Source organism: Vibrio sp. sp1 (assembly GCF_016920955.1).
GTDB lineage: Bacteria > Pseudomonadota > Gammaproteobacteria > Enterobacterales > Vibrionaceae > Vibrio > Vibrio alginolyticus.
In genome coordinates this window covers 1737313-1761440 of record NZ_CP060589.1, presented here as the reverse complement: position 1 = coordinate 1761440, position 24128 = coordinate 1737313, and the positions used below count along the sequence as shown (strand labels likewise).

Genomic DNA, 24128 nt, shown 5'->3' with positions numbered 1-24128 from the left:
TTCTTCTCCAATTGTCCTAGAAACGTTATACGCGACGTTTCTTAGGTGGACGACAACCGTTATGAGGGATTGGTGTAGCATCAACGATGTTTGTGATGCGGAAACCAGCGGCGTTTAGTGCACGAACAGTAGATTCGCGACCTGGACCAGGACCCTTAACCATAACTTCCAAGTTCTTTAGGCCGTATTCTTTAGCCATTTCAGCACAACGCTCAGCAGCAACCTGTGCAGCGAACGGAGTAGACTTACGAGAACCACGGAAACCAGAACCACCTGCAGTAGCCCATGCAAGAGCGTTACCTTGACGGTCAGTAATGGTTACGATTGTGTTATTGAAAGAAGCATGGATGTGCGCAACGCCATCTGCAACTTGCTTGCGTACGCGCTTACGAGCGCGAGTTGGTTGTTTAGCCATTGTACTCTACCTTCCCGATTATTTCTTGATCGGCTTACGCGGACCCTTACGGGTGCGAGCGTTGGTTTTAGTACGCTGTCCACGTAGTGGTAGACTGCGACGATGACGAAGACCACGGTAACAGCCAAGGTCCATAAGACGCTTGATGTTCATAGATACTTCACGACGTAGATCACCTTCTACAGTGTACTTAGCTACACCATCACGCAGTTGATCGATCTGCTCTTCAGTTAGTTCACTGATCTTAACATTTTCAGCAATACCCACTTCAGCTAGGATAGCTTGAGAGCGAGTTTTACCGATGCCGTAGATCGCTGTTAGAGCGATTACTGCATGTTTCTGATCAGGAATGTTAATGCCTGCTATACGGGCCATTATTCACTCCTAAGTGTTTCTATAAAAGAATTAGCCGCAGCAAAGCCCGTTATGGATACGCTGCGGAATACTACTTCTTTTGCACGCAAAAGGTAGGCCGAGGAATATACTCGACCCAACCTTCATTTTCAAGTAAAAATTTCTGCTAATTAGCCTTGGCGCTGTTTGTGCTTTGGCTCACTGCAAATCACGCGAACGACACCGTTACGCTTGATTACTTTACAGTTACGGCAGATTTTTTTAACGGAAGCACGAACTTTCATTGCTAAACTCCGTAAATGAAACTGAGTCTACCGCCGGATTAACGGCCGTAGCCTTTCAGATTCGCTTTCTTCAACACAGAATCATACTGTTGAGACATCAGATGAGTCTGTACCTGTGCCATAAAGTCCATAATTACAACAACTACGATTAGTAGCGATGTACCGCCGAAGTAGAAACGTACGTTCCACGCGACCATCATGAACTCGGGAATCAGACAGATAAAGGTAATGTACAGTGCACCAGCAAGGGTTAGACGTGTCATTACTTTATCAATGTATTTCGCTGTCTGCTCACCTGGGCGGATACCGGGTACGAATGCACCAGACTTCTTCAAGTTATCTGCTGTTTCACGTGGGTTGAAAACCAACGCAGTGTAGAAGAAACAGAAGAAGATAATTGCTGCTGCATAAAGCATTACATACAACGGTTGACCTGGGCTAAGAGCCAAAGACACGTCAGTTAACCAACCGAACGCGCTGCTCTCACCGTTTTGACCAAACCACTGAGCCAATGTTCCTGGGAACAAGATAATACTTGATGCAAAAATCGCTGGAATTACACCTGCCATGTTAATTTTAAGAGGCAAGTGCGAGCTTTGCGCAGCAAATACTTTACGACCTTGTTGACGTTTCGCATAGTTAACGACGATTCGGCGTTGACCACGTTCCATGAAAACAACGAAGTAAATTACTGCAAAAGCTAATACCGCGATTAGCAACAGAAGAAGTACATGCAATTCACCTTGACGCGCTTGCTCGATTGTTTGACCGATTGCAGAAGGCAATCCAGCAACAATACCTGCAAAAATTAGTATCGAAATACCATTACCAATTCCGCGCTCTGTAATTTGTTCACCTAACCACATCAAGAACATGGTACCGGTTACTAAACTTACGGTAGCAATTAGCGTAAACATGGTTTGGTTGATAACAACCAGATTGTCGACCATGTTTGGTAGGCCAGTTGCAATACCTATAGCTTGGAAGGTTGCAAGTACAAGCGTGCCGTAGCGTGTGTATTGGCTTATCTTACGACGGCCTGCTTCACCCTCTTTTTTGAGTTCAGCTAACGCTGGATGAACTACAGTTAGCAATTGGACAACAATAGATGCCGAAATATACGGCATGATGCCCAATGCTAATATAGATGCACGCTCCAGAGCACCACCGGAGAACATGTTAAACATTTCAACGATGGTACCTTTTTGCTGTTCGAACAAATCGGCAAGTACAGCAGCGTCAATACCAGGAATCGGCACAAAAGAGCCGGCTCGGAATACTAAAAGTGCACCAATTACGAATAACAAGCGCGACTTTAGTTCACTTAAGCCGCTCTGAGCACTACGAAAATCTTGTCCTGGTTTCTTAGCCATCTGTACCTCGTTCCTCGAGATTATTCCTCGATTTTACCGCCTGCAGCTTCGATTGCAGCTTTAGCGCCTTTAGTCACACGTAGACCTTTAACAGTCACTGCTTTGTTGATTTCACCAGAAAGAACAACTTTTACAAATTCGATGTTCTTAGTGATGATGTTAGCAGCTTTAAGACTGTTTAGATCAACTACGTCACCAGAAACTTTCGCTAGCTCAGCTAGACGAACTTCAGCAGACACTAGGCTCTTGCGAGAAGTGAAACCGAATTTTGGTAGACGTTGTTTCAGAGGCATCTGACCGCCTTCGAAACCTGGACGAACACTGCCGCCAGAACGTGATTTTTGACCTTTGTGACCACGGCCACCAGTTTTACCTAGGCCTGAACCGATACCACGACCTACTCGCTTCGCAGAAGTTTTCGCGCCAGCAGCCGGTGCTAGAGTATTCAAACGCATTCTGATTACTCCTCAACTTTAACCATGTAGTAAACCTTGTTGATCATACCGCGAATACACGGAGTATCTTCAAGTTCTACTGTGTGGTTGATTTTACGAAGACCTAGACCGCGCAAAGTAGCTTTGTGCTTTGGCAGACGACCAATTGAGCTTTTAGTTTGAGTTACTTTAATAGTTGCCATGGTGTTCTTACTCCGAAATAGATTCAACAGTTAGACCACGTTTAGCAGCAACCATTTCTGGTGACTTCATGCTACCTAGTGCATCGATCGTTGCACGAACGATGTTGATAGGGTTCGTAGAACCGTACGCTTTAGATAGTACGTTGTGTACACCAGCAACTTCTAGTACTGCACGCATCGCACCACCTGCGATAACACCAGTACCTTCTGCAGCAGGCTGCATGTAAACTTTAGAGCCCGAATGGCGACCTTTCACTGGGTGGTGAAGAGTGCCTTCGTTTAGAGCGATCGTAGTCATGTTACGACGCGCTTTTTCCATTGCTTTTTGAATCGCTGCAGGTACTTCACGAGCTTTGCCGTAACCGAAACCTACACGACCGTTACCGTCACCAACTACTGTTAGTGCAGTGAAGCTCATGATTCGACCACCTTTAACCGTTTTAGAAACACGGTTAACTGCGATTAGCTTTTCTTGCAAATCATTCGCTTGAACTTGTTGTTCTTTAGCCATCTTCCAACCCTACCTTAGAATTTCAGACCAGCTTCGCGAGCAGATTCTGCTAGCGCCGCTACTCGACCGTGGTATTGGAAACCAGAACGATCAAATGCAACTGCAGTTACGCCCTTCTCTAGAGCGCGCTCAGCAATAGCTTTACCCACTGCTTTAGCTGCATCAACGTTACCAGTGTATTTCACTTGCTCACGGATCGCTTTTTCTACAGTAGAAGCTGCTGCGATAACCTCAGAGCCGTTAGCCGCGATAACCTGTGCGTACACGTGACGAGGAGTACGGTGTACAACTAGGCGAGTCGCACCCAGTTCTGCAATCTTACGACGTGCACGTGTAGCACGACGGATGCGAGATGCTTTCTTATCCATAGTGTTACCTTACTTCTTCTTAGCTTCTTTAGTACGCACATTTTCATCTGCGTAACGAACACCTTTGCCTTTGTATGGCTCAGGCTCACGGTAAGAACGAATGTCAGCCGCAACTTGACCAACTAGCTGCTTGTCAGCACCAGTGATCACGATTTCAGTTTGGCTTGGACATTCAGCTTTAATACCCGCTGGCAACTCGTGCTCAACTGGGTGTGAGAAGCCTAGTGTTAGACCTACAGCGTTGCCTTTGATAGCAGCACGGTAACCTACACCTTTAAGAGTTAGCTTCTTAGTAAAGCCTTCAGTAACACCAACAACCATGTTGTTAACTAGAGCGCGAGCAGTACCTGCTTGAGCCCATGCGTTAGCAACACCTTCTTTAGGACCGAAAGTCAGGTTATTTTCTTCCTGAGCGATTACAACTGCGTTGTTAAGAACGCGAGTTAGTTCGCCTTTCGCACCTTTTACAGTGATTTCTTGGCCGTTTAGTTTCACCTCTACGCCAGCTGGAATAGCGACAGGTGCTTTTGCAACACGAGACATAGTCTACTCCTTATTAAGCTACGTAAGCGATGATTTCACCACCAAGACCTGCTTTACGTGCAGCGCGGTCTGACATAAGACCCTTGGAAGTAGAAACGATAGCAATACCAAGACCACCCATTACAGAAGGAAGTTCATCTTTCTTCTTGTAAACACGTAGACCTGGACGAGAAACACGTTTAAGTTGCTCGATTACTGGTTTAGCTTGGAAGTACTTAAGTGTAACTTCTAGCTCAGGTTTTGCTTCGCCTTCAACAGCGAAGTCAACGATGTAACCTTCAGCTTTTAGTAGTGCAGCAATTGCAACTTTAAGCTTTGAAGAAGGCATTTTTACAGCAACTTTGTTTGCTGCCTGACCGTTACGAACGCGGGTCAGCATATCCGAAATCGGATCTTGCATGCTCATATGATTTACTCCAAATGATTAAGTGGCAATTACCAGCTAGCCTTACGAAGACCCGGAATCTCGCCTTTCATGCAAGCTTCACGAACCTTAATACGGCTTAGACCGAACTTACGTAGGTAACCGTGTGGACGACCAGTTTGGTTGCAACGGTTGCGCTGACGTGATGCACTTGAATCACGTGGAAGAGATTGCAGTGTAAGAACCGCGTTCCAACGATCTTCTTCAGATGCGTTTACATCGCTGATGATAGCTTTTAGCGCTGCACGCTTTTCAGCGAACTTAGCTACTAGCTTCGCACGTTTTGCTTCACGTGCTTTCATTGAATTTTTAGCCATAACAGTAACCCTTCACCTTACTTACGGAATGGGAAGTTAAAGGCAGCCAGCAGAGCACGGCCTTCCTCATCAGTACCAGCAGACGTCGTAATAGTGATGTCTAGACCGCGTACTCGATCAACTTTATCAAAGTCGATTTCCGGGAAGATGATTTGCTCGCGAACGCCCATGCTGTAGTTACCGCGACCGTCAAAAGACTTAGCGCTAACACCACGGAAGTCACGTACACGTGGAAGAGCGATGTTAATTAAACGCTCAAGAAAATCCCACATACGTTCGCCACGCAAGGTTACTTTACAACCGATAGGGTAGCCTTCACGGATTTTGAAACCTGCAACAGATTTGCGCGCTTTTGTGATAAGTGGCTTTTGACCAGAGATCGTTGCCATATCAGACGCTGCGTTTTCTAGCAGTTTCTTATCGTTGATTGCTTCACCAACACCCATGTTTAGGGTGATTTTCTCGATTCTAGGGACTTGCATGACGCTTGTGTAACCGAACTGTTTGGTCAGTTCAGCGACTACAGACGACTTGTAGTAATCATGCAGTTTCGCCATAGTAGAACTCCAAATTACTTCTATTAGTTAGAAACGGTTTCGCCGTTAGACTTGAAGAAACGAACTTTTTTGCCGTCTTCAAAACGGAAACCGATACGGTCAGCTTTACCAGTAGCTGCGTTAAAGATAGCCACGTTAGAAACGTCGATAGCTGCTTCTTGCTCTACGATACCGCCTTGGATACCCATAGCTGGAACAGGTTTCTGATGTTTCTTAACTAGGTTGATACCTTCAACGATAACTTTACCAGTTGCTAGAACCTTAGTTACTTTACCTTTCTTGCCTTTGTCTTTACCAGCAAGAACGATTACTTCGTCATTACGACGGATTTTAGCTGCCATTTCTACGTGCTCCTTACAGAACTTCTGGAGCCAGTGAAACGATCTTCATGAACTTATCGCCACGAAGTTCGCGTGTCACAGGACCAAAGATACGTGTACCGATTGGTTGCTCAGTATTGTCGTTTAGCAATACGCAAGCATTTCGGTCGAAGCGAATGACAGAACCGTCAGGACGACGTACGCCTTTACGGGTGCGCACTACCACCGCCTTCAGAACATCACCTTTTTTAACTTTACCGCGAGGGATTGCTTCCTTCACAGTAACTTTGATGACGTCACCGATATGTGCATAACGGCGGTGAGAGCCACCCAGAACCTTAATACACATTACGCTGCGTGCGCCTGAGTTATCAGCTGCGTCCAGCATACTTTGCATTTGGATCATGTTAGTGCTCCGCTAAATATTAATAACTAGACCCATCACGGGTCGGGCTGCCTCTTTAAAAGGGACGCGAATTGTACCACCCTTTTTTGTGATTGGGTAGTCAAAAAATAAACGGCTCCAAAAATATTTTGGAGCCGCTTTAGTTTCATAGAATTAACGAGATTAAATCTTCGCCTTTTCTAGAACTTTTACCAAAGTCCAAGACTTAGTCTTAGACAGTGGACGACACTCTGCGATTTCAACTGTGTCGCCTAGGCCACACTCGTTGTTCTCGTCATGTGCGTGTACTTTAGTCGTACGTTTTACGTATTTACCGTAGATTGGGTGTTTTACGAAACGTTCGATAGCAACAGTGATAGACTTGTCCATCTTGTCGCTAATTACACGACCTTGTTGAGTACGTTTTACTTCGCTCATTATGCGCCTGCCTTCTCAGTCAAAACAGTTTTCACACGTGCGATATCACGGCGTACAGCTTTCAGAGTATGAGTTTGCTGTAGTTGACCAGTCGCAGCTTGCATGCGCAAGTTGAACTGTTCGCGTAGCAAATTCATTAGCTCAGCGTTAAGCTCTTCAACGCTTTTCTCGCGTAGATCTTGTGCTTTCATCACATCACCTGCTTAGTTACAAATGTAGTTTTGAAAGGCAGTTTACGTGCCGCAAGACGGAACGCTTCACGTGCCAATTCTTCAGGTACACCACCCATTTCGTACATAACCTTACCAGGTTGGATTTGGGCTACCCAGTACTCAACGTTACCTTTACCCTTACCTTGACGAACTTCAAGTGGTTTTTCTGTGATTGGTTTGTCTGGGAACACACGGATCCAGATTTTACCTTGACGCTTAACGTGACGTGTCATTGCACGACGTGCCGCTTCGATTTGACGAGCAGTTAGACGACCACGGCCAACAGCTTTAAGACCGAATTCGCCGAAGCTTACATCAGTACCTTTAGCTAGACCACGGTTACGACCAGTCTGAACCTTACGGAACTTAGTACGTTTAGGTTGTAGCATCTGTCGACTCCTTACTTACGGCCTTTACGCTGCTTCTTAGGCTTGTCGCCTTTAGGCTCTACAGCGTTAGCTGCTGGCATACCACCTAGGATTTCACCTTTGAAGATCCAAGTTTTAATGCCGATCACACCGTATTGAGTGTGAGCCGAAGAAGTTGCGTAATCAATGTCAGCACGTAGAGTGTGTAGAGGCACACGGCCTTCACGGTACCACTCTGAACGTGCGATTTCAGCGCCGCCTAGACGACCGCTTACTTCCACTTTGATACCTTTAGCGCCTAGGCGCATTGCGTTTTGTACTGCGCGCTTCATAGCACGGCGGAACATAACACGACGCTCTAGCTGAGACGCGATGCTGTCACCAACAAGTTGCGCATCTAGTTCAGGCTTACGTACTTCAGCGATGTTAATTTGCGCTGGTACACCTGCAATTTTAGCTACAGCTGCGCGTAGCTTCTCAACGTCTTCACCTTTCTTACCGATAACAACGCCTGGGCGAGCAGTGTGAATAGTCACACGGATGCTCTTAGCAGGACGCTCGATAACGATACGTGATAGAGACGCTTTTTTCAGTTCACTTGTAAGGAACTGACGTACCTTGAAGTCGCCGTCTAGGTTGTCAGCGAAATCTTTGGTGTTAGCAAACCATGTAGCATTCCAAGGCTTAACGATGCCTAGACGAATACCATTTGGATGTACTTTTTGACCCATTGCTTACTCTCCTAGTCTCTAGCGATCTGCTACAACAACAGTGATGTGGCTTGAACGCTTCAAGATACGATCCGCACGACCTTTAGCACGAGGCATAATACGCTTCATGGTTGGGCCTTCATCTACAAAGATTTTTGCGACATTCAGATCGTCAATATCTGCACCTTCGTTGTGCTCCGCGTTAGCGATAGCAGACTCTAGAACTTTCTTAACTAGTGCAGCAGCTTTTTTGTTGCTGAACGTTAGGATTTCTAGAGCTTGGTCAACAGATTTACCACGGATTAGATCCGCAACTAAGCGAGCTTTCTGAGGCGAAATGCGAGCAAAGTTATGTTTAGCAATTGCTTCCATTATCTACTCCTTAGCGCTTCTTAGCTTTCTTATCCGCAGCGTGACCGCGGTAAGTGCGTGTTGGTGCGAATTCACCCAGTTTGTGACCGATCATTTCATCAGTTACAAATACTGGTACGTGCTGACGACCATTATGGACAGCGATGGTCAAACCGATCATCGTAGGGATGATCATTGAACGACGGGACCAAGTCTTAATAGGCTTTTTGTCTCCGCTTTCCACCGCTTTCTCTACCTTCTTCAGCAAGTGTAGGTCAATAAAAGGACCTTTCTTGAGAGAACGTGGCATGGCGATTCCTCTTTATATAGATTACTTGTTACGACGACGTACGATGTACTTGTCAGTGCGTTTGTTCTTACGAGTCTTGAAGCCTTTAGTAGGCATACCCCAAGGAGATACTGGGTGACGACCACCAGAAGTACGGCCTTCACCACCACCATGTGGGTGGTCAATCGGGTTCATTACAACACCACGAACCGTTGGACGGATACCGCGATGACGTGATGCACCTGCTTTACCAAGTTCACGTAGCATGTGCTCAGAGTTACCAACTTCACCGATTGTTGCACGGCCTTCAGAAAGAACTTTGCGCATCTCGCCAGAACGTAGACGGATAGTTACGTACGCACCGTCGCGAGCAACGATTTGAGCGTAAGCACCAGCCGAACGAGCTAGCTGACCACCTTTACCAGGCTTAAGTTCAACGTTATGTACTGTTGAACCTACTGGGATATTACGCATTGGTAGAGTGTTACCAGCTTTGATTGGTGCATCAACACCAGACTGAATAACATCACCAGCTACAACACCTTTAGGTGCTAGGATGTAGCGACGCTCACCGTCTTTGTAAAGAACTAGAGCAATGTTTGCGCTACGGTTTGGATCGTATTCAAGACGCTCAACTGTCGCTGGAATACCATCTTTAGTACGTTTGAAGTCAACTACACGGTAGTGATGCTTGTGACCACCGCCGATGTGACGTACTGTGATACGACCCTTGTTGTTACGACCACCGTTCTTAGAGTTTTTCTCTAGAAGAGGTGCGTATGGCTTGCCCTTGTGTAGGTCAGCGTTAACAACTTTAACAACGTGACGACGACCAGGGGAAGTCGGCTTACATTTAACAATAGCCATTTTTAACTACTCCTGTTATTCCGCGCCGCCAACGAAGTCAAGATCTTGACCTTCTTTCAAAGTAACGTACGCTTTCTTAACGTCGCTGCGGCGACCTTGGCGTAGACCTTGACGTTTGGTCTTACCCTTAGTGATAAGAGTATTTACAGACTTAACTTCAACTTCAAATAGCTTTTCTACAGCTGCTTTGATCTCTTTTTTAGTCGCATCTTTAGCTACTTTGAAAACGATAGTGTTCGCTTTCTCAGCTGCCATAGTTGCTTTTTCAGAGATGTGCGGTGCACGTAGAACTTTTAGGATACGCTCTTCAGTGATCATGCTAGCATTTCCTCTACTTGCTTAACTGCTTCTGCAGTCATTACAACTTTGTCAAACGCGATTAGAGATACTGGATCGATACCAGCAACATCACGTGCGTCAACTTTGTATAGGTTACGAGCAGCTAGGAATAGATTCTCATCTACTTCGCTAGTCACGATTAGAGCGTCAGTTAGCTCAAGCTCTTTAAGCTTAGCAACTAGCTCTTTAGTCTTTGGTGCTTCAACTGAGAAGTTATCAACAACGATTAGACGCTCTTGACGAACAAGCTCAGAAAGAATGCTCTTCATAGCACCACGGTACATTTTTTTGTTTACTTTTTGGCTGTGATCTTGTGGTTTCGCAGCAAAAGTAACACCACCTGTACGCCAGATTGGGCTACGGATTGTACCAGCACGCGCACGGCCAGTACCTTTTTGACGCCATGGCTTAGCGCCACCGCCAGAAACTTCTGAACGTGTTTTTTGAGCACGAGTACCTTGACGAGCACCTGCTGCGTACGCAACAACTACTTGGTGTACAAGAGCTTCGTTAAACTCACGTCCGAAAGTAGTTTCGGAAACAGTTAGTGCATCGGCACCTTTAACCATTAGTTCCATTACTTACTCCTGAGACGTTATGCTTTAACAGCTGGTTTAACGATCACGTTGCCGCCAGTTGCGCCTGGGACTGCACCTTTAATAAGAAGCAGGTTGCGCTCAGCGTCAACACGTACGATCTCTAGGTTTTGAGTCGTTACACGCTCAGCACCCATGTGACCTGCCATTTTCTTGCCTTTAAATACGCGACCTGGAGTCTGACATTGACCGATAGAACCAGGAGCACGGTGAGACAATGAGTTACCGTGAGTCATATCTTGAGTACGGAAGTTCCAACGCTTAACAGCGCCTTGGAAACCTTTACCCTTAGATGTACCAGTAACGTCTACTTTCTTAGTTTCGTTGAATAGTTCAACAGTTAGTTCTGAACCAACTTCGAACTCTTCGCCGTTTTCTAAACGGAATTCCCAAAGACCGCGACCAGCTTCAACGCCAGCTTTAGCAAAGTGACCTGCTTCAGCTTTGTTTACACGGTTAGCTTTCTTAGAACCAGCTGTAACCTGGATTGCTGCGTAGCCGTCAGTTTCAAGAGTTTTCACTTGAGAAACACGGTTAGCTTCAACCTCAACAACTGTTACTGGGATAGAAACGCCTTCTTCAGTAAATACGCGGGTCATGCCCACTTTACGACCGATTAGACCAATCATACTTCTAATCTCCCTTAACCTAGGCTAATTTGAACGTCAACGCCCGCAGCAAGGTCTAGACGCATTAGAGCATCAACAGTCTTGTCTGTTGGCTCAACGATGTCGATTAGACGCTTGTGAGTACGGATTTCGTACTGGTCACGTGCTTTCTTGTTAACGTGTGGAGAGATAAGAACTGTGAAACGCTCTTTACGAGTTGGCAGTGGGATTGGACCACGAACCTGTGCGCCAGTGCGCTTAGCTGTTTCAACGATTTCCGCTGTAGAAGCATCGATTAGTTTGTAATCGAAAGCTTTTAGGCGGATACGGATACGTTGGTTCTGCATGAGACAGAGCTCCAAATTTAATAAATTACACAAACAATATCGCCACTCAAACTCGTCAAGACGAGAGAATGCCGATTGATTTATGTGAAACCGTAGCATCCAAGATTAGGACGCATTGTCAGTTAATTTTCGATTAACTATCCCTATATGCCAAAGTCACCTTTGAGGATAGTTTTTCCGAAGAAAAGATAGCTAATTGTATTAACCGCGAACATAAGCTGAGTATACATTACCTCACAAATCCTTAGATTTGCTCGCTCCTCACTGCTCATTGGTTCACAACTGGCTTAACCAGTGCGCTGCATTATACAGATCACACTTTAGGTTGCAAGCGCTGAGTGAAAAATAATCGGGAATATTCCAAACCCTATACATCTCTCTTCGCTTGGTAGCCATTAAACAAAAAGGACGCCGAAGCGTCCTTTTCTAAACTGTAATCGTAATAGCGGCTGCTATTATTTCTTACCGCTTGATAGTGCACCGAAACGCTTGTTGAAGCGATCAACACGGCCGCCTGTATCAACGATACGTTGCTTACCAGTGTAGAATGGGTGACACTTGTCACATACGTCTAGGTGGATAGACTCTTTACCTAGAGTAGAGTTGAACTCAAAAGAGTTGCCGCAAGAACAAGTCGCTTTTACTGCTTTGTATTCTGGGTGGATACCAGCTTTCATGGGATAACCTCAATAGTAGGCCGTGTCGCTATACGAATCTAAGCCGCACACCACACGCAATTAATAATAAAATGGGATACCGCATCAACTAATTGCCGAAGCCATATCTCAAGGCGCGATATAGTAAAGAATCACATTGCTCGGATCAACACATTTGGCAACTTTTTCGCCACTTTTTTAGCCAGACTAATCATAGAGGCACGATTCACGCTGAATCATATTGCTTTACTCGAATTTCCATACCGATTTTAATAGACTCTCATTTCCTTTCCCTCTTTTTAATAGCTAAAAATTTATGCGCCCAACCATTGCTAGAGTGGCATTACCCGTTCCGCTCGACAAACAATTTGATTACGCCATTCCGGGGCACCTGTTTCCGATCATTGGCGGGCGCGTATCCGTACCTTTTGGACGTCAAACGTTAGTTGGCATCGTCACCGCAATGGTAAACCACTCCGACTTTCCTAAAGATCAGCTTAAGCCAATCAAAGCGGTATTAGACTCCCAACCGATATGGCCAGAGACGCTTTATTCTCTGCTAAATTGGTGCAGCCAGTTCTACCAATACCCACTTGGAGATACGCTACACAATGCGATGCCAGCAGCTCTACGTAAAGGAAAGCCTGCAGATTTTGCGACGCTACAAGAGTGGCAAATTACCGAATCCGGTAAAGACAAGCTGATGCAAGGGCTTGATCGTCGAGCGGTCAAACAACAGAAGGTCTTGCAAATGTTGGTTAACTGCGCTTTGCCTCACCAGGAATTTGTCGACCAAGAGATAGCCTCAACAGTACTAAAGTCTTTAGAAGAGAAAGGCTGGATTGAACGTATCGAGAAGAAGCCTGCAATCACCCAGTGGGGACAGCACGTTGAATGCGACGTCGAGAAGCCAAAGCTCAACCACGAACAAGCGCTGGCTATTGCGAGTGTAAATAGCCAAACAGGTTTTGCTTGCTATTTATTAGAGGGAGTAACTGGCTCTGGTAAAACAGAAGTTTACTTAAACCTTATCAAGCCAGTTTTAGAGCAAGGGAAACAAGCATTAGTTTTAGTACCTGAGATCGGTCTAACGCCCCAAACCATCAACCGCTTTAAGCATCGATTTAATGTCCCGGTAGACGTGATTCATTCAGGTTTGAATGAAACCGAGCGACTTAACGCTTGGCTTTCTGCCAGGGATAAAGCCGCGGGAATCATCATTGGCACTCGTTCAGCCCTGCTCACACCTTTTGCTGATTTGGGGATTATTATCGTGGATGAAGAGCATGACGCTTCTTATAAGCAACAAGACAGCTTGCGTTACCACGCTCGTGATGTTGCTGTCATGCGCGCCCATAAAGAGCAAGTACCGATTATCCTGGGCTCAGCCACACCTGCACTGGAGACATTGCACAATGCCCTGTCAGGCAAGTATCACCATTTAACACTAACCCGACGAGCTGGCTCTGCCGTACCAACCACCAATAAAGTGTTAGATGTAAAAGGTCAGTATTTAGAAAGTGGCTTATCTGCCCAACTGATTGCCGAGATGCGCAAGCATTTAAAAGCAGGCAATCAAGTGATGTTGTTTCTTAACCGTCGAGGCTTTTCGCCCGCTTTGATGTGCCATGAATGCGGTTGGATTGCAGAATGTAAACGCTGTGATGCGTACTATACGTTCCACCATTACAGCAACGAAATACGCTGCCATCACTGCGGATCACAACAACCGGTGATTCATCAATGTCAGGGGTGTGGTTCAACTCAATTGGTTACCGTCGGCGTAGGAACGGAACAACTCGAACAACAATTGGCTCAGTTATTTCCAGAATACAACGCTATTCGCATCGACAGAGACAGCACACGTCGCAAAGGTAGTTTGGAAGATGCCCTTGAATCAATTCGTAAAGGTGAACATCAAATTCTGATTGGCACCCAAATGCTGGCTAAGGGGCACCATTTTCCAAATGTAACGCTCGTTGCTCTTTTGGATGTTGATGGCTCTCTCTATAGTAGCGACTTCCGCGCTTCCGAGAGACTAGCGCAGTTGTTTATTCAGGTCGCAGGTCGTGCCGGCCGCGCAAGTAAACCTGGCGAGGTTATCCTGCAAACCCACCATCCTGAGCACAGCTTGCTGCAGGCCCTGCTTCAAAAAGACTATCGCCACTTTGCTATGACTGCTCTGGAAGAACGCAAACTGGCTCAGCTTCCGCCTTATAGTTTCTTGACTCTTTTCAAAGCAGAGGCAAACCAAAGTGAGGTAGTTGAAGACTTCCTGCGTCAGGTTCGTTTTACGTTAGAGTCACACCCTCTGTTCGATGATTCTTGTATGGTATTAGGCCCAACTCCTTCACCTTTGGCTAAGCGGGCTGGTAAATACCGCTGGCAACTATTACTACAAACTCAACATCGTTCATTGATGCAAAAGTTATTAACCAGTGCCAAACCTGCTATTGAGTTGTTGCCAAATGCTAAGAAAGTACGCTGGAATTTAGACATAGAACCACAAGATCTCAGCTAGCAAACGTTTAACTATGTAATGAATTACCATTTAATGTGACCAAAATCACACCGAGATTGCAATTTTTGTTAAACAGACCGTAACTTTCACTTTAGAAATGAATAGACTATCCAAATTAGAAAAGTCTAAAGTGACTTGTTTGCACAGGCTTAAATTAAAACAATGACTATTCCCATAAATTGATATCGCGGTGAAGAATCCATTTTCCCACTCGTTAACACGAACTGAGCGAAGAGCAAACACAGCTCTAACTCGGTTGATTACTCTGATTTCAAACCGGAATAACGTCACCTTGGCAAAAAATAAATGAGAGGTTAAAAACTATGGCGACAATGAAGGATGTTGCCCAGCTTGCGGGAGTGTCTACGGCTACGGTATCTCGAGCCTTAATGAATCCAGAGAAGGTCTCTTCTTCTACAAGAAAGAGAGTAGAAGAAGCCGTACTTGAAGCGGGTTATTCTCCAAACTCATTAGCGCGTAACTTACGTAGAAACGAATCAAAAACCATTGTTACTATCGTTCCCGACATCTGTGATCCTTATTTTTCTGAAATTATTCGCGGTATTGAAGATGCAGCCATGGAACATGGCTATCTAGTCCTTCTGGGCGATAGCGGACAACAGAAGAAACGCGAAAGCTCTTTCGTTAATCTCGTATTTACTAAGCAGGCAGATGGAATGCTACTGCTTGGTACAGATCTACCATTCGATGTCAGTAAGCCAGAACAAAAGAACTTACCTCCGATGGTAATGGCGTGTGAATTTGCGCCTGAACTCGAGCTTCCGACAGTACATATTGACAACCTGACCTCAGCATTTGAAGCGGTGAATTACCTGACCCAATTAGGTCATAAAAGCATTGCTCAAATCTCTGGACCAGATACAGCAATATTGTGTCAGTTCCGCCAACAAGGCTACCAACAAGCCCTGCGCCGTGCCGGCATCAATAAAGATCCACAATATAGTGTCATTACTGAATTCTCTTTTGATGGCGGAGCAAAAGCCGTTCGTAAACTGCTCGAATTGCCAGAGCCACCAACGGCTATTTTCTGTCACTGTGACACAATGGCCATCGGCGCAATTCAAGAAGCGAAAAAGCTTGGCTTACGAGTCCCGCAAGATCTCTCTGTTGTGGGCTTTGATGACATTAACTTCGCTCAGTACTGCGATCCACCGTTGACCACTATCTCTCAGCCTCGCTATGAGATTGGTCGACAAGCAATGCTAATGATGCTCGAGATGTTAAAAGGCCACGACGTGCATTCAGGCTCGCGTCTGCTTGAAACTAATCTCGTCATTCGCGGAAGTGCAGCGCCACCACAGCGCCCTTAACCTAAAGATTAGTATTCATCCCTAAAGCGGTGCTAAGGCGCCGCTTTTTATTTACCCTCCTGCTTTTTGTGTATCCCTGAATAAATATAAGCGAGAACTGAAACACACCCCTACACTCGGGCGTTGTCGCGCTTTAACTATCAAGATTCTATCAATAGGGTGTTTTCTCAACTCGTTCTGGATTAACATATTTGCAAGAATCCTTGATGACCAGAAATAACCGTGGCAAATAGAGATTATGTAAGACGGGGGCGAGGCGCCCCAAAAAAGTCGACAAAAAAACAGCCGCCGATAAGAAAAAAGCCTTGGCGTAGTGGTCTGCTCGCTATCTTGCTAGTGGGTAGTTTTGGCTATGGTCTTTACCGTTTGAGTAGCGATCCAGAACCTAAACAGCCTGTAGTGAAACAGCCAACAACCACTGTAAGTAAACCAAAACCGAAAAAAGATTTGCCGCCACCACCAGAAGAAAAATGGGAATATGTTGAGTCACTACCGAAACGTGAAGTTGAAGTTGTGGCCAAAGAAATTGAAGTTTCTAAAATTCCTTACATCATGCAGTGTGGCGCGTACAAAACCCAGGCACAAGCCGAAGAGCGTAAGCTTGCAATCGCGTTCCAAGGGATGTCGAGCAAGATTCGTAAGAAAGAAGGCAGTTCATGGTATCGCGTAGTGCTAGGTCCGTATAAGTTCAAACGTGATGCAGAACGTGACCGTCATAAACTGCAACGCGCGAAAATCGAGCCGTGTGCTATTTGGAAAGAAAATCTTTAAACTCAGGCCCTAGGAGCTAAGATCCTATACCGAATCAACTTGAAGATGCTGGCTTGAGAACCTGAAAATTATCATTAATTCGAGATGTCAAAGAGCCTGCGATCTCTGGAAGAGTCACTGCAAAAAATTGGTCTATTGCCGCCTTGAAGTCCCGTTTTCTTTTGAAGTAAACGTTGTTCCTCGACTTCTCATTCATTACTTTCCATAGCCGCTCGATTGGGTTGAGGTTTGGACTGTAAGGTGGAAGATAATGCAGTTCAATATTCAGGACAAACGCCGCATCTTTGACTAAGTCACTGCGGTGATATCCCGCACCATCCAAGATGATATGAAGCTTATGAGCTAAGGGATAACTCTTTCTTAACTCACAGAAAAAGCGAACAATCGATTCACTGTTAATGCTCTCATAGTTGTGAACAATGGTTGCTCCAATATCCGACAAGTTCAGTGCGCCAATAATGTTCAATCGGCTACGATTACCCGTTGTTTCAATCACTTTATCCTGACCAGTTCGTATCCAGCCATGAGATATTTTTGTTGATAGTGTTGGGTGAACTGCGTCGATAAAGACTATCGATTCATCCTTGCCACAGCTTGCCTTTAACGCTTCATAAGCCTCTATAAATGCTTGCTGTTGTGCTTCATCAAACTTGTGTGGTACGCCTTTCGGTTGCTTGTAGCTAAAACCATTGTGGTGAAGCCATTTATTCATACCAGAAACCGTGTAATCCAGTCCAAATGTCTCTTTAACGTAAGTGACAATTTGATGCGTATGAGAATAGGTTTTCTCAGTCAAATGCTCGATTAGGTGCATGGTTTGAGTAGCAGAAAGCTTGCTTTGGCTTCCGCCATTTTCAGGCTTAAGTTTTTCAGAAAGAACGTAGTCGCTGAGATGACGAGCAACGGTCGATTCATGAATACGAAGAGCTTGTGAAATCATAGTCTGACTCCAGCCTTCAGAAGCCAGCAAAACAGCCTTAATACGGTCGCAAACTCGACTATCACGTTCAATGTCGTGCATTTGTTCGAGTTGCAGTTTCTGTTGAGGAGTCAGTGTAATTTTCATGGTTCGTAGCATGCTCCTGATTCTATCGAAAATCAAGCATCTTCAATGATCACGGGTATAGGGCCTTTCTTTTTGCCCCTTGAATCCCCATTTCTCCTCCCCCATATACTGAATTAAATCCAAAGAGAAATAATCAAGAGGTCGACTGTGACTACCATTGTATCTGTACGTCGAAATAATAAAGTCGTCATCGCGGGTGATGGCCAAGTATCTCTAGGCAATACCGTAATGAAAGGTAATGCGCGCAAAGTTCGCCGCCTATACAACAACCAAGTACTAGCGGGCTTTGCCGGCGGTACTGCGGATGCCTTCACCCTTTTTGAGCGCTTCGAAAGCAAACTGCAAATGCACCAAGGTCACCTAACCAAAGCAGCAGTTGAGCTAGCCAAAGACTGGCGTAGCGATCGTGCTCTGCGCAAGCTCGAAGCCTTACTTGCCGTTGCCGACGAAACCGCATCGTTAATCATTACCGGTAATGGTGATGTCGTACAGCCAGAACACGACCTGATTGCGATTGGCTCTGGTGGTGCTTACGCACAAGCAGCAGCAACCGCCCTACTAGAAAACACAGATCTAGATGCTCGTGAGATCGCGGAAAAAGCTCTCAATATCGCGGGTGATATTTGTGTCTTCACTAACCATCACCACACGGTAGAAGAGCTAGACTCAACAGTAGAGCCTGAAAAACCAACCGCGTAATCGTAACGAAGTAAGGAAAGAATATGTCTGAAATGACGCCTCGCGAAATCGTTCATGAATTGAACCGCCACATTATCGGTCAAGAAAAAGCCAAACGTTCGGTTGCGATTGCACTTCGTAACCGCTGGCGCCGCATGCAGCTTGGAGAAAACTTGCGTGCCGAAGTGACGCCCAAAAACATCTTGATGATTGGTCCTACTGGTGTTGGTAAGACCGAAATCGCACGACGCCTCGCAAAACTGGCAAATGCCCCTTTCATCAAAGTTGAAGCGACAAAATTCACCGAAGTGGGTTACGTTGGTAAAGAAGTTGAAACCATCATCCGTGATCTAACAGATGTCGCGGTAAAAATGACGCATCAACAAGCGATGGAAAAAGTGAAGTTCCGCGCAGAAGAGCAAGCGGAAGAACGTATTCTTGATGCGCTACTGCCACCGGCACGTGATAGCTGGGGTCAAGCAGAGCAAACGGAAGAGTCTTCTAACACTCGCCAGATCTTCCGTAAGAAACTGCGTGAGGGCCAACTAGACGATAAAGAAATTGAACTCGACGTAGCCGCACCACAAATGGGCGTAGAGATCATGGCGCCTCCTGGTATGGAAGAGATGACTAACCAGCTGCAAGGCATGTTCCAAAACCTCGCTGGCGACACAAAGAAAAAACGTAAGCTGAAAATCAAAGACGCAATGAAAGCGTTAGCGGAAGAAGAAGCGGCGAAACTGGTAAACCAAGAAGAGCTAAAAGAAGCAGCGATTTTCAACGTTGAAAACAACGGCATCGTATTTATCGATGAGATCGACAAGATCTGTAAACGCGGTGAGAGCTCAGGCCCAGACGTTTCACGCGAAGGTGTTCAGCGCGACCTACTTCCATTAATTGAAGGCAGCACAGTATCAACCAAGCACGGCATGGTAAAAACAGACCACATTCTGTTCGTTGCATCTGGTGCATTCCAAGTGGCAAAACCGTCTGACTTGATCCCAGAGTTGCAAGGTCGTCTACCAATTCGTGTTGAGCTAGAAGCACTAAGCAGCAACGACTTCAAACGTATTCTAACAGAGCCGAAAGCCTCTCTAACAGAGCAGTACGTTGCGTTGATGAAAACGGAAGATGTGGACATCGAGTTCACAGAAGACGGCATCACGCAAATCGCGGAAGCGGCATGGACGGTCAACGAAAGCACAGAAAACATCGGTGCTCGTCGCTTACACACCGTAATGGAACGCTTGATGGATGAAATCTCTTACGACGCAGCGGAGCAATCTGGCGCTAAATTCGTTATTGATTCCGCTTACGTGAAAGCGCGCCTAGGCGATACGATTGAAGATGAAGATCTAAGCCGATTTATCCTATAAATAGTAAGATTCAATTAGCCTAGTGAATTACATTGTGTAAATGTGCACACTTGGAAACTTTCATTTGGTTAATGTAAGTTCATTTAAGCCATTACCGTCACGCCACTTTTAATAGGGATGACACTGTGTAATGGCTTTCTTTATCTACCTAAGATTTTGTAGCTTATAGTTCGTCACAATGCTCGTTAGGTTTGACAGTAAGGTCTTGCAAAGATGTGGATTGCACTGTTTGGTCAAGCAATGCTGCTGATGTTCCAACCAAAACAGACACAACAACACCACTAGATGTAATAGTTCCTTTCGGACCAAATACTGGCGCAGAAGCGATCACACCTGCAACACTCGCTGTTCCAGTAATAGCCCTACCAAGCGTTTGATACAAAGACATAAAAACTCCATTATTAATAAGTAGAAAAAGGGTTGCCGTCGGCAACCCTTTTTATGGAAAAACAAACTTTGCAACGTCTCGTTATCTAACAAGAGCACCGTATGCATCAAATGATATATATTTATAAATTTCCAACATCCGTACTCTTATTAGGTGAACTTAATTCTATCGTTCACTTCACAACTTTTATCTCTCCATTATTGAACAGTCTCCTAAGTCAAAGTAGGTAACAGCAATTTCAACATAGCCAGAACTAAATAGTCTAAGCTCAAAATTAAATGTTCTCTGAAAACTTACTTAGTTGTTAAACATTTAGAATTCTTTCCAACTTCCCTTGGAATCAATTATTTTCAGATATATGTCCTCTTAGTGAAGTTCCTATCGTTTCACTCTTGGAGGACCTATGCCGACCGATAACCTTCACTACCATAAACAAAAGAAACACCAAGAAAATGAAATCCTAGAGCATGCTGCTGAAATCCTAGCTAACCGCTACGTTCGAGGTAATGCCCTTTGTAACCCTGAAGCAACCAAAGAGTATGTTAGATTCAAACTAGCCAGCGCGGAGCACGAGGTTTTCGCTCTGCTACTACTTGATAACCAGCACCGTGTCATCGAGTTTAAATCACTCTTTAAAGGCACCATTGACTCCGCCAGCGTTTATCCGCGCGAGGTCGTCAAAAGCGTCTTGGAAGTGAATGCAGCGGCAGTCATTCTGGCGCATAACCACCCTTCTGGTGACCCTTCCCCATCTCAAGCGGATAGGCGTATCACACGCAAGCTTATCGACGCTTTAGCGTTAGTGGATGTAAGGGTGCTTGACCATATCGTTGTGGGAGAAAGTAGTGTCTCGTTTGCAGAAAAGGGGTGGATATGATCAACACTATTTATGGTGGTGTTTCTTTAGCGCCACAATTGCGTCAGCAGTTGGAGAAGCTATTGAAGGGGTACTCTTTACCTGACAATGCCAAACAGTTGCTCTTGACTTGCCGCCAATTAAGCTACTACCGCCATGGCCGAGGCATTCACCCTGTTGAAGTGCAGTTCCAACGCACTGCAAATTCAGAGCCCTGGCAGATTGTCTTCTTTATCAGCTTTTCTTACCCATTTGAGAGCGCGCTCAACGTTCAGCCTGAACTGTACTTTCATCTTGCCAAGGGATGGTGTTATCAGCCCGATACAGGGGCGGTAAACCTTGAACATCCAGAAGTAATCGACCTTCTTCAGGTATGGATGAAAACGTTCGCTCGGCATCTTTCAAGCATGGATTTTGACGAAATCGATTTATCCATCGTTGGAAAGTAAGCCTCTGCCCCCTTAATCACGACACTTCATGACGTAGGTGTGACAAATTTCGTCGTATCATTTTTGCTTAAGGCATTGATACGACAAGCTTTGTCGCGCCTTTTTGATATTGTCATACCCAACAAAACGAACCTTGTTGAACTGACCATGACGCCACCTAACCAAACTCAGTATCACCTTGAGCTTATCTTGGCGATTTACAACCTTATTCCTTACAATAAGAAAGTCACCGCCAGGCAAATTCAAGCTCAACTTTCCCCGCTTGGTTTAGAGCGCTCCTTGCGTACTATCCAACGTAATCTGTCCGCTATCTGTGCCATGTTTCCCAATGTAATGGTGGATGATAGAGACAAACCCTTTGGTTACCAAAAAACCGAAACTCTGAAGATGAGCACGACGGCTCACGAAGCGGTATTGATCTATTGGCTCATCGAGTCAACCAAGCATCATCTGCCTAGCAGCCTTGCTCCACTCTTAGATGACCTCCTTTCGAACATAACTCCTGAAGACATCAATAACATTCAAAATCATTGGTCATCCAAAGTTCCTATCACAGCCCCAACCCCATTGAGTAAACACGCTCAAGTCGATATCCAAATTTTTCAGATTGTATGTCTAGCGACACTTCAACAACGTCTTATCTCATTAAAGATAAACAAAGGAGACGGCACTCTACGCCTAACTAACGTTCAACCAATAAGTCTCGTACTCCATCACGGCAGCCCTTATCTCGTTTGGCGTACACACACGCATACCAAGTTGAACACCTTACCTCTTTGCAACATCCAGGAGGCCACGATGTCGAGCTTTCGCTTTGAGCTTCAAACAGATGCGACTCTGCTCTCGTCTGAAGTTAAAGAGCTGTTTGATATCGCTGACTCTCATCTTGAATTAAAAAAAATAGTACCCTCTAAAACTTATTATGGAGAAATAGAATGAACCTATCTAAACCCCTACTTACCATCGCTCTCTTTACTATTCCTTTCGCCTTAATCGGATGTGGCGGCTCTTCTGGCGGGCGTGACAATAACGACTCAGGGCAATCATATCAATTTGGTGGTGCAGTACAGAAAGGTCCTCTACAACCTGGTTCAGTCGTCACCGCCTATGAACTTAACCAAAACTTAGAAAAGACCGACATCTCTTACACCACTCAAATAGAGGACTATGAAGGTAATTACAACATGAATGAGCGATTCAATACGCCTTATGTCGAGCTCGTTGCACAGGGGAATTACTTTAATGAACTGACAGGAAAAAGTGATGAGCAGATGCGCATGAGCGCTTTTGTCGATATGAACGCAACGACACAAGTGAACTTCAATGTTGCTACAGCGGCCATGAAAGCAAGTATCATGGCAAAGGTACAAGCCGGACAGACCTTTGAGGAGGCGGTGCATGAGGCGACCGCTGAGCTGCTAAGCCTTTACAGTTATGATCCTGAGCAATGGGCAGATGGCATTAACTTCTATAACGTCAACCTTTCTAACGCTGGCGATACCAGCACTGTGCTACTCGTGATCTCTGCAAGTACTTTAACTATGGCAACTGAAAATGGACTCACGTTAGAGCAACAAATCGAGAAAATTGGTCAGGTATTGTTAGAGCCTAACTCCGTTCAGTTTGAAGAAATGAAACAAGCTCTGACCAAGTACAGCCTAGCACTGTACAAAACAGCAGCTTACGAGAACACTCAGAAGTACTACGCAGACAACGGTCTAGACTTTGATATTCCACACGTAGATTACTTTATCGACATCGATGGTGACGGCGTGCTACCTAACAAAGACTTGCCTGTGTTTGCTTATACTTCAGGTGTATCAATTGCTGCAACTGAAGAGTCTATCGGTCAAGAAGTACCTGCCGGCGTTAGTGCTATCGACTACCAAGGTCGTCCTATGACATTCGAAGTCATTGGTGAATTCAAACACGGCGAAATCGCATCGATTGAATACACTGATACTGGCGTTAGTATTTGGTATCGTCTAACGGATGTAGACTTTGAAGGTCAGTCATTCGAAGACTGCGTTACGGTTAATACAGTAAAACCTGCACCTGCTAACTTTCCATGGAAGGCATGTGTAACTCTAACCAAATAGTAATCTTCAGCAGATCGAAAAAATAGGAGGCCTAGCTTCCTATTTTTTGTCAGACTCCCAATGTCATTATGGAGCACAACGAAGCGTATTCAGAAATAATATATGAATAACTAAGTACGTGAGGCGGCATTTACACTGACACAGACGTAGGGTCCTGAGAACGGATATCATTAACACTACTGATATTGTCGAGGCCAATCTACCAACAGTGCATGACCGTACCACCGAATGCTGCGTGCTTATTTAGCATACCCCGAATGGCAAGTTGAACCTAAGAGACCATATGCTTCTCCAGTTATCTCTACACTTATAATCAATCTATAG

At 45.3% G+C, this 24128-nt stretch carries 37 protein-coding genes; 9 read left to right on the top strand and 28 right to left on the bottom strand.

Annotation, left to right across the window (positions count from 1 at the left end; all coding sequences use genetic code 11):
* Positions 1-25 precede the first annotated feature (25 nt).
* The 26 genes from rpsK to rpmE all read right to left on the bottom strand — a co-directional run bounded on the left by rpsK (position 26) and on the right by rpmE (position 12290).
* Entirely contained in the window at positions 26-415 is a 390-nt protein-coding gene (gene rpsK, locus H9L11_RS08380) for a 30S ribosomal protein S11 (protein ID WP_001118870.1), read from the bottom strand.
* Positions 416-433: 18 nt separating this feature from the next.
* Positions 434-790 carry a 30S ribosomal protein S13 gene (gene rpsM, locus H9L11_RS08375; protein ID WP_005383154.1) on the bottom strand — a complete coding sequence of 119 codons (357 nt, stop codon included), beginning with the start codon at positions 788-790 and terminating at the stop codon, positions 434-436.
* Positions 791-939: 149 nt separating this feature from the next.
* Positions 940-1053, bottom strand: a complete 114-nt coding sequence (gene rpmJ, locus H9L11_RS08370; RefSeq protein ID WP_000868186.1) for a 50S ribosomal protein L36 — start codon at positions 1051-1053, stop codon at positions 940-942.
* A 38-nt stretch (positions 1054-1091) separates the two neighbouring features.
* Positions 1092-2426 carry a preprotein translocase subunit SecY gene (gene secY / locus H9L11_RS08365; RefSeq protein ID WP_005379562.1) on the bottom strand — a complete coding sequence of 445 codons (1335 nt, stop codon included), beginning with the start codon at positions 2424-2426 and terminating at the stop codon, positions 1092-1094.
* Between the two features lie 20 nt (positions 2427-2446).
* A complete protein-coding gene (rplO, locus tag H9L11_RS08360; RefSeq protein WP_005383155.1) occupies positions 2447-2881 on the bottom strand; it encodes a 50S ribosomal protein L15 in 435 nt (144 codons plus the stop codon).
* A gap of 5 nt (positions 2882-2886) precedes the next feature.
* On the bottom strand, positions 2887-3063 hold the full coding sequence (rpmD, locus tag H9L11_RS08355) for a 50S ribosomal protein L30 (protein WP_005379565.1): 177 nt from the start codon (positions 3061-3063) through the stop codon (positions 2887-2889).
* Between the two features lie 7 nt (positions 3064-3070).
* The gene (gene rpsE / locus H9L11_RS08350; protein WP_004745894.1) at positions 3071-3574 is read right to left on the bottom strand and encodes a 30S ribosomal protein S5; all 504 of its coding nucleotides are present in this window, start codon (positions 3572-3574) and stop codon (positions 3071-3073) included.
* 14 nt (positions 3575-3588) lie between these two features.
* The gene (rplR, locus tag H9L11_RS08345) at positions 3589-3942 is read right to left on the bottom strand and encodes a 50S ribosomal protein L18 (protein ID WP_005379568.1); all 354 of its coding nucleotides are present in this window, start codon (positions 3940-3942) and stop codon (positions 3589-3591) included.
* A 9-nt stretch (positions 3943-3951) separates the two neighbouring features.
* Complete coding sequence (gene rplF / locus H9L11_RS08340) at positions 3952-4485, bottom strand: 50S ribosomal protein L6 (protein WP_005379570.1); 534 nt, start codon at positions 4483-4485, stop codon at positions 3952-3954.
* A gap of 13 nt (positions 4486-4498) precedes the next feature.
* On the bottom strand, positions 4499-4891 hold the full coding sequence (gene rpsH, locus H9L11_RS08335) for a 30S ribosomal protein S8 (protein ID WP_005379572.1): 393 nt from the start codon (positions 4889-4891) through the stop codon (positions 4499-4501).
* Between the two features lie 29 nt (positions 4892-4920).
* Positions 4921-5226, bottom strand: coding sequence for a 30S ribosomal protein S14 (rpsN, locus tag H9L11_RS08330; RefSeq protein ID WP_004410442.1), 306 nt, complete (start codon positions 5224-5226; stop codon positions 4921-4923).
* A gap of 17 nt (positions 5227-5243) precedes the next feature.
* Positions 5244-5783 (bottom strand): 50S ribosomal protein L5, encoded by a 540-nt coding sequence (gene rplE / locus H9L11_RS08325; RefSeq protein WP_005379573.1) that lies wholly within the window; start codon positions 5781-5783, stop codon positions 5244-5246.
* Between the two features lie 23 nt (positions 5784-5806).
* Positions 5807-6124, bottom strand: a complete 318-nt coding sequence (gene rplX / locus H9L11_RS08320; RefSeq protein ID WP_005379574.1) for a 50S ribosomal protein L24 — start codon at positions 6122-6124, stop codon at positions 5807-5809.
* A gap of 13 nt (positions 6125-6137) precedes the next feature.
* The gene (gene rplN, locus H9L11_RS08315; RefSeq protein WP_004410450.1) at positions 6138-6509 is read right to left on the bottom strand and encodes a 50S ribosomal protein L14; all 372 of its coding nucleotides are present in this window, start codon (positions 6507-6509) and stop codon (positions 6138-6140) included.
* A 162-nt stretch (positions 6510-6671) separates the two neighbouring features.
* Entirely contained in the window at positions 6672-6926 is a 255-nt protein-coding gene (gene rpsQ / locus H9L11_RS08310) for a 30S ribosomal protein S17 (RefSeq protein ID WP_140367210.1), read from the bottom strand.
* The gene (rpmC, locus tag H9L11_RS08305; RefSeq protein WP_005379576.1) at positions 6926-7117 is read right to left on the bottom strand and encodes a 50S ribosomal protein L29; all 192 of its coding nucleotides are present in this window, start codon (positions 7115-7117) and stop codon (positions 6926-6928) included. Before rpmC ends, rpsQ begins: the two co-directional genes overlap by 1 nt.
* Positions 7117-7527, bottom strand: a complete 411-nt coding sequence (gene rplP / locus H9L11_RS08300) for a 50S ribosomal protein L16 (RefSeq protein WP_005379577.1) — start codon at positions 7525-7527, stop codon at positions 7117-7119. The genes rpmC and rplP overlap by 1 nt, the downstream gene beginning before the upstream one ends.
* A gap of 11 nt (positions 7528-7538) precedes the next feature.
* Complete coding sequence (gene rpsC / locus H9L11_RS08295) at positions 7539-8237, bottom strand: 30S ribosomal protein S3 (protein WP_005383161.1); 699 nt, start codon at positions 8235-8237, stop codon at positions 7539-7541.
* A gap of 18 nt (positions 8238-8255) precedes the next feature.
* A complete protein-coding gene (gene rplV, locus H9L11_RS08290; protein ID WP_005383164.1) occupies positions 8256-8588 on the bottom strand; it encodes a 50S ribosomal protein L22 in 333 nt (110 codons plus the stop codon).
* Positions 8589-8598: 10 nt separating this feature from the next.
* Entirely contained in the window at positions 8599-8877 is a 279-nt protein-coding gene (rpsS, locus tag H9L11_RS08285) for a 30S ribosomal protein S19 (protein ID WP_004394525.1), read from the bottom strand.
* 21 nt (positions 8878-8898) lie between these two features.
* Entirely contained in the window at positions 8899-9723 is an 825-nt protein-coding gene (gene rplB / locus H9L11_RS08280; protein WP_005383168.1) for a 50S ribosomal protein L2, read from the bottom strand.
* 15 nt (positions 9724-9738) lie between these two features.
* Positions 9739-10041, bottom strand: coding sequence for a 50S ribosomal protein L23 (gene rplW, locus H9L11_RS08275; RefSeq protein WP_004398471.1), 303 nt, complete (start codon positions 10039-10041; stop codon positions 9739-9741).
* Positions 10038-10640 carry a 50S ribosomal protein L4 gene (gene rplD, locus H9L11_RS08270; RefSeq protein WP_005379556.1) on the bottom strand — a complete coding sequence of 201 codons (603 nt, stop codon included), beginning with the start codon at positions 10638-10640 and terminating at the stop codon, positions 10038-10040. The genes rplW and rplD overlap by 4 nt, the downstream gene beginning before the upstream one ends.
* A gap of 17 nt (positions 10641-10657) precedes the next feature.
* On the bottom strand, positions 10658-11287 hold the full coding sequence (gene rplC / locus H9L11_RS08265; RefSeq protein ID WP_005379555.1) for a 50S ribosomal protein L3: 630 nt from the start codon (positions 11285-11287) through the stop codon (positions 10658-10660).
* A gap of 14 nt (positions 11288-11301) precedes the next feature.
* Positions 11302-11613, bottom strand: a complete 312-nt coding sequence (rpsJ, locus tag H9L11_RS08260; RefSeq protein WP_004410492.1) for a 30S ribosomal protein S10 — start codon at positions 11611-11613, stop codon at positions 11302-11304.
* 455 nt (positions 11614-12068) lie between these two features.
* The gene (gene rpmE / locus H9L11_RS08255; protein WP_005379546.1) at positions 12069-12290 is read right to left on the bottom strand and encodes a 50S ribosomal protein L31; all 222 of its coding nucleotides are present in this window, start codon (positions 12288-12290) and stop codon (positions 12069-12071) included.
* Positions 12291-12585: 295 nt separating this feature from the next.
* Here rpmE and priA point away from each other — a divergent pair, with 295 nt between their 5' ends.
* The 3 genes from priA (at position 12586) to ftsN (ending at position 16892) form a co-directional block, all read left to right on the top strand.
* A complete protein-coding gene (priA, locus tag H9L11_RS08250) occupies positions 12586-14790 on the top strand; it encodes a primosomal protein N' (RefSeq protein ID WP_205390687.1) in 2205 nt (734 codons plus the stop codon).
* A 323-nt stretch (positions 14791-15113) separates the two neighbouring features.
* Complete coding sequence (gene cytR / locus H9L11_RS08245) at positions 15114-16121, top strand: DNA-binding transcriptional regulator CytR (protein ID WP_064376652.1); 1008 nt, start codon at positions 15114-15116, stop codon at positions 16119-16121.
* Positions 16122-16343: 222 nt separating this feature from the next.
* Positions 16344-16892 carry a cell division protein FtsN gene (ftsN, locus tag H9L11_RS08240; RefSeq protein ID WP_205390686.1) on the top strand — a complete coding sequence of 183 codons (549 nt, stop codon included), beginning with the start codon at positions 16344-16346 and terminating at the stop codon, positions 16890-16892.
* A gap of 34 nt (positions 16893-16926) precedes the next feature.
* Here the strand turns inward: ftsN and H9L11_RS08235 are convergent, their stop codons facing one another.
* Positions 16927-17958 (bottom strand): IS630 family transposase, encoded by a 1032-nt coding sequence (locus H9L11_RS08235; protein WP_001927356.1) that lies wholly within the window; start codon positions 17956-17958, stop codon positions 16927-16929.
* Positions 17959-18105: 147 nt separating this feature from the next.
* Between H9L11_RS08235 and hslV the strand changes: the two genes are divergently transcribed.
* Positions 18106-18657, top strand: coding sequence for an ATP-dependent protease subunit HslV (gene hslV / locus H9L11_RS08230; RefSeq protein WP_005383176.1), 552 nt, complete (start codon positions 18106-18108; stop codon positions 18655-18657).
* Positions 18658-18680: 23 nt separating this feature from the next.
* Positions 18681-20012, top strand: a complete 1332-nt coding sequence (hslU, locus tag H9L11_RS08225; RefSeq protein WP_205390685.1) for an HslU--HslV peptidase ATPase subunit — start codon at positions 18681-18683, stop codon at positions 20010-20012.
* Positions 20013-20175: 163 nt separating this feature from the next.
* Here hslU and H9L11_RS08220 read toward each other — a convergent pair whose 3' ends face one another.
* Positions 20176-20400, bottom strand: a complete 225-nt coding sequence (locus tag H9L11_RS08220; protein WP_064353571.1) for a hypothetical protein — start codon at positions 20398-20400, stop codon at positions 20176-20178.
* A gap of 403 nt (positions 20401-20803) precedes the next feature.
* Here H9L11_RS08220 and radC point away from each other — a divergent pair, with 403 nt between their 5' ends.
* From radC to H9L11_RS08200, 4 genes are all read left to right on the top strand, one after another.
* Positions 20804-21277 carry a DNA repair protein RadC gene (gene radC, locus H9L11_RS08215; RefSeq protein ID WP_064353570.1) on the top strand — a complete coding sequence of 158 codons (474 nt, stop codon included), beginning with the start codon at positions 20804-20806 and terminating at the stop codon, positions 21275-21277.
* A complete protein-coding gene (locus tag H9L11_RS08210) occupies positions 21274-21705 on the top strand; it encodes a DUF2787 family protein (protein WP_017633432.1) in 432 nt (143 codons plus the stop codon). Before radC ends, H9L11_RS08210 begins: the two co-directional genes overlap by 4 nt.
* Positions 21706-21819: 114 nt before the next feature.
* Positions 21820-22644: a WYL domain-containing protein gene (locus H9L11_RS08205; RefSeq protein WP_205391096.1), complete on the top strand. Its 825-nt coding sequence runs from the start codon at positions 21820-21822 to the stop codon at positions 22642-22644.
* Positions 22641-23804 (top strand): hypothetical protein, encoded by a 1164-nt coding sequence (locus H9L11_RS08200; RefSeq protein ID WP_205390684.1) that lies wholly within the window; start codon positions 22641-22643, stop codon positions 23802-23804. Before H9L11_RS08205 ends, H9L11_RS08200 begins: the two co-directional genes overlap by 4 nt.
* The last annotated feature ends 324 nt before the right edge of the window (positions 23805-24128 follow it).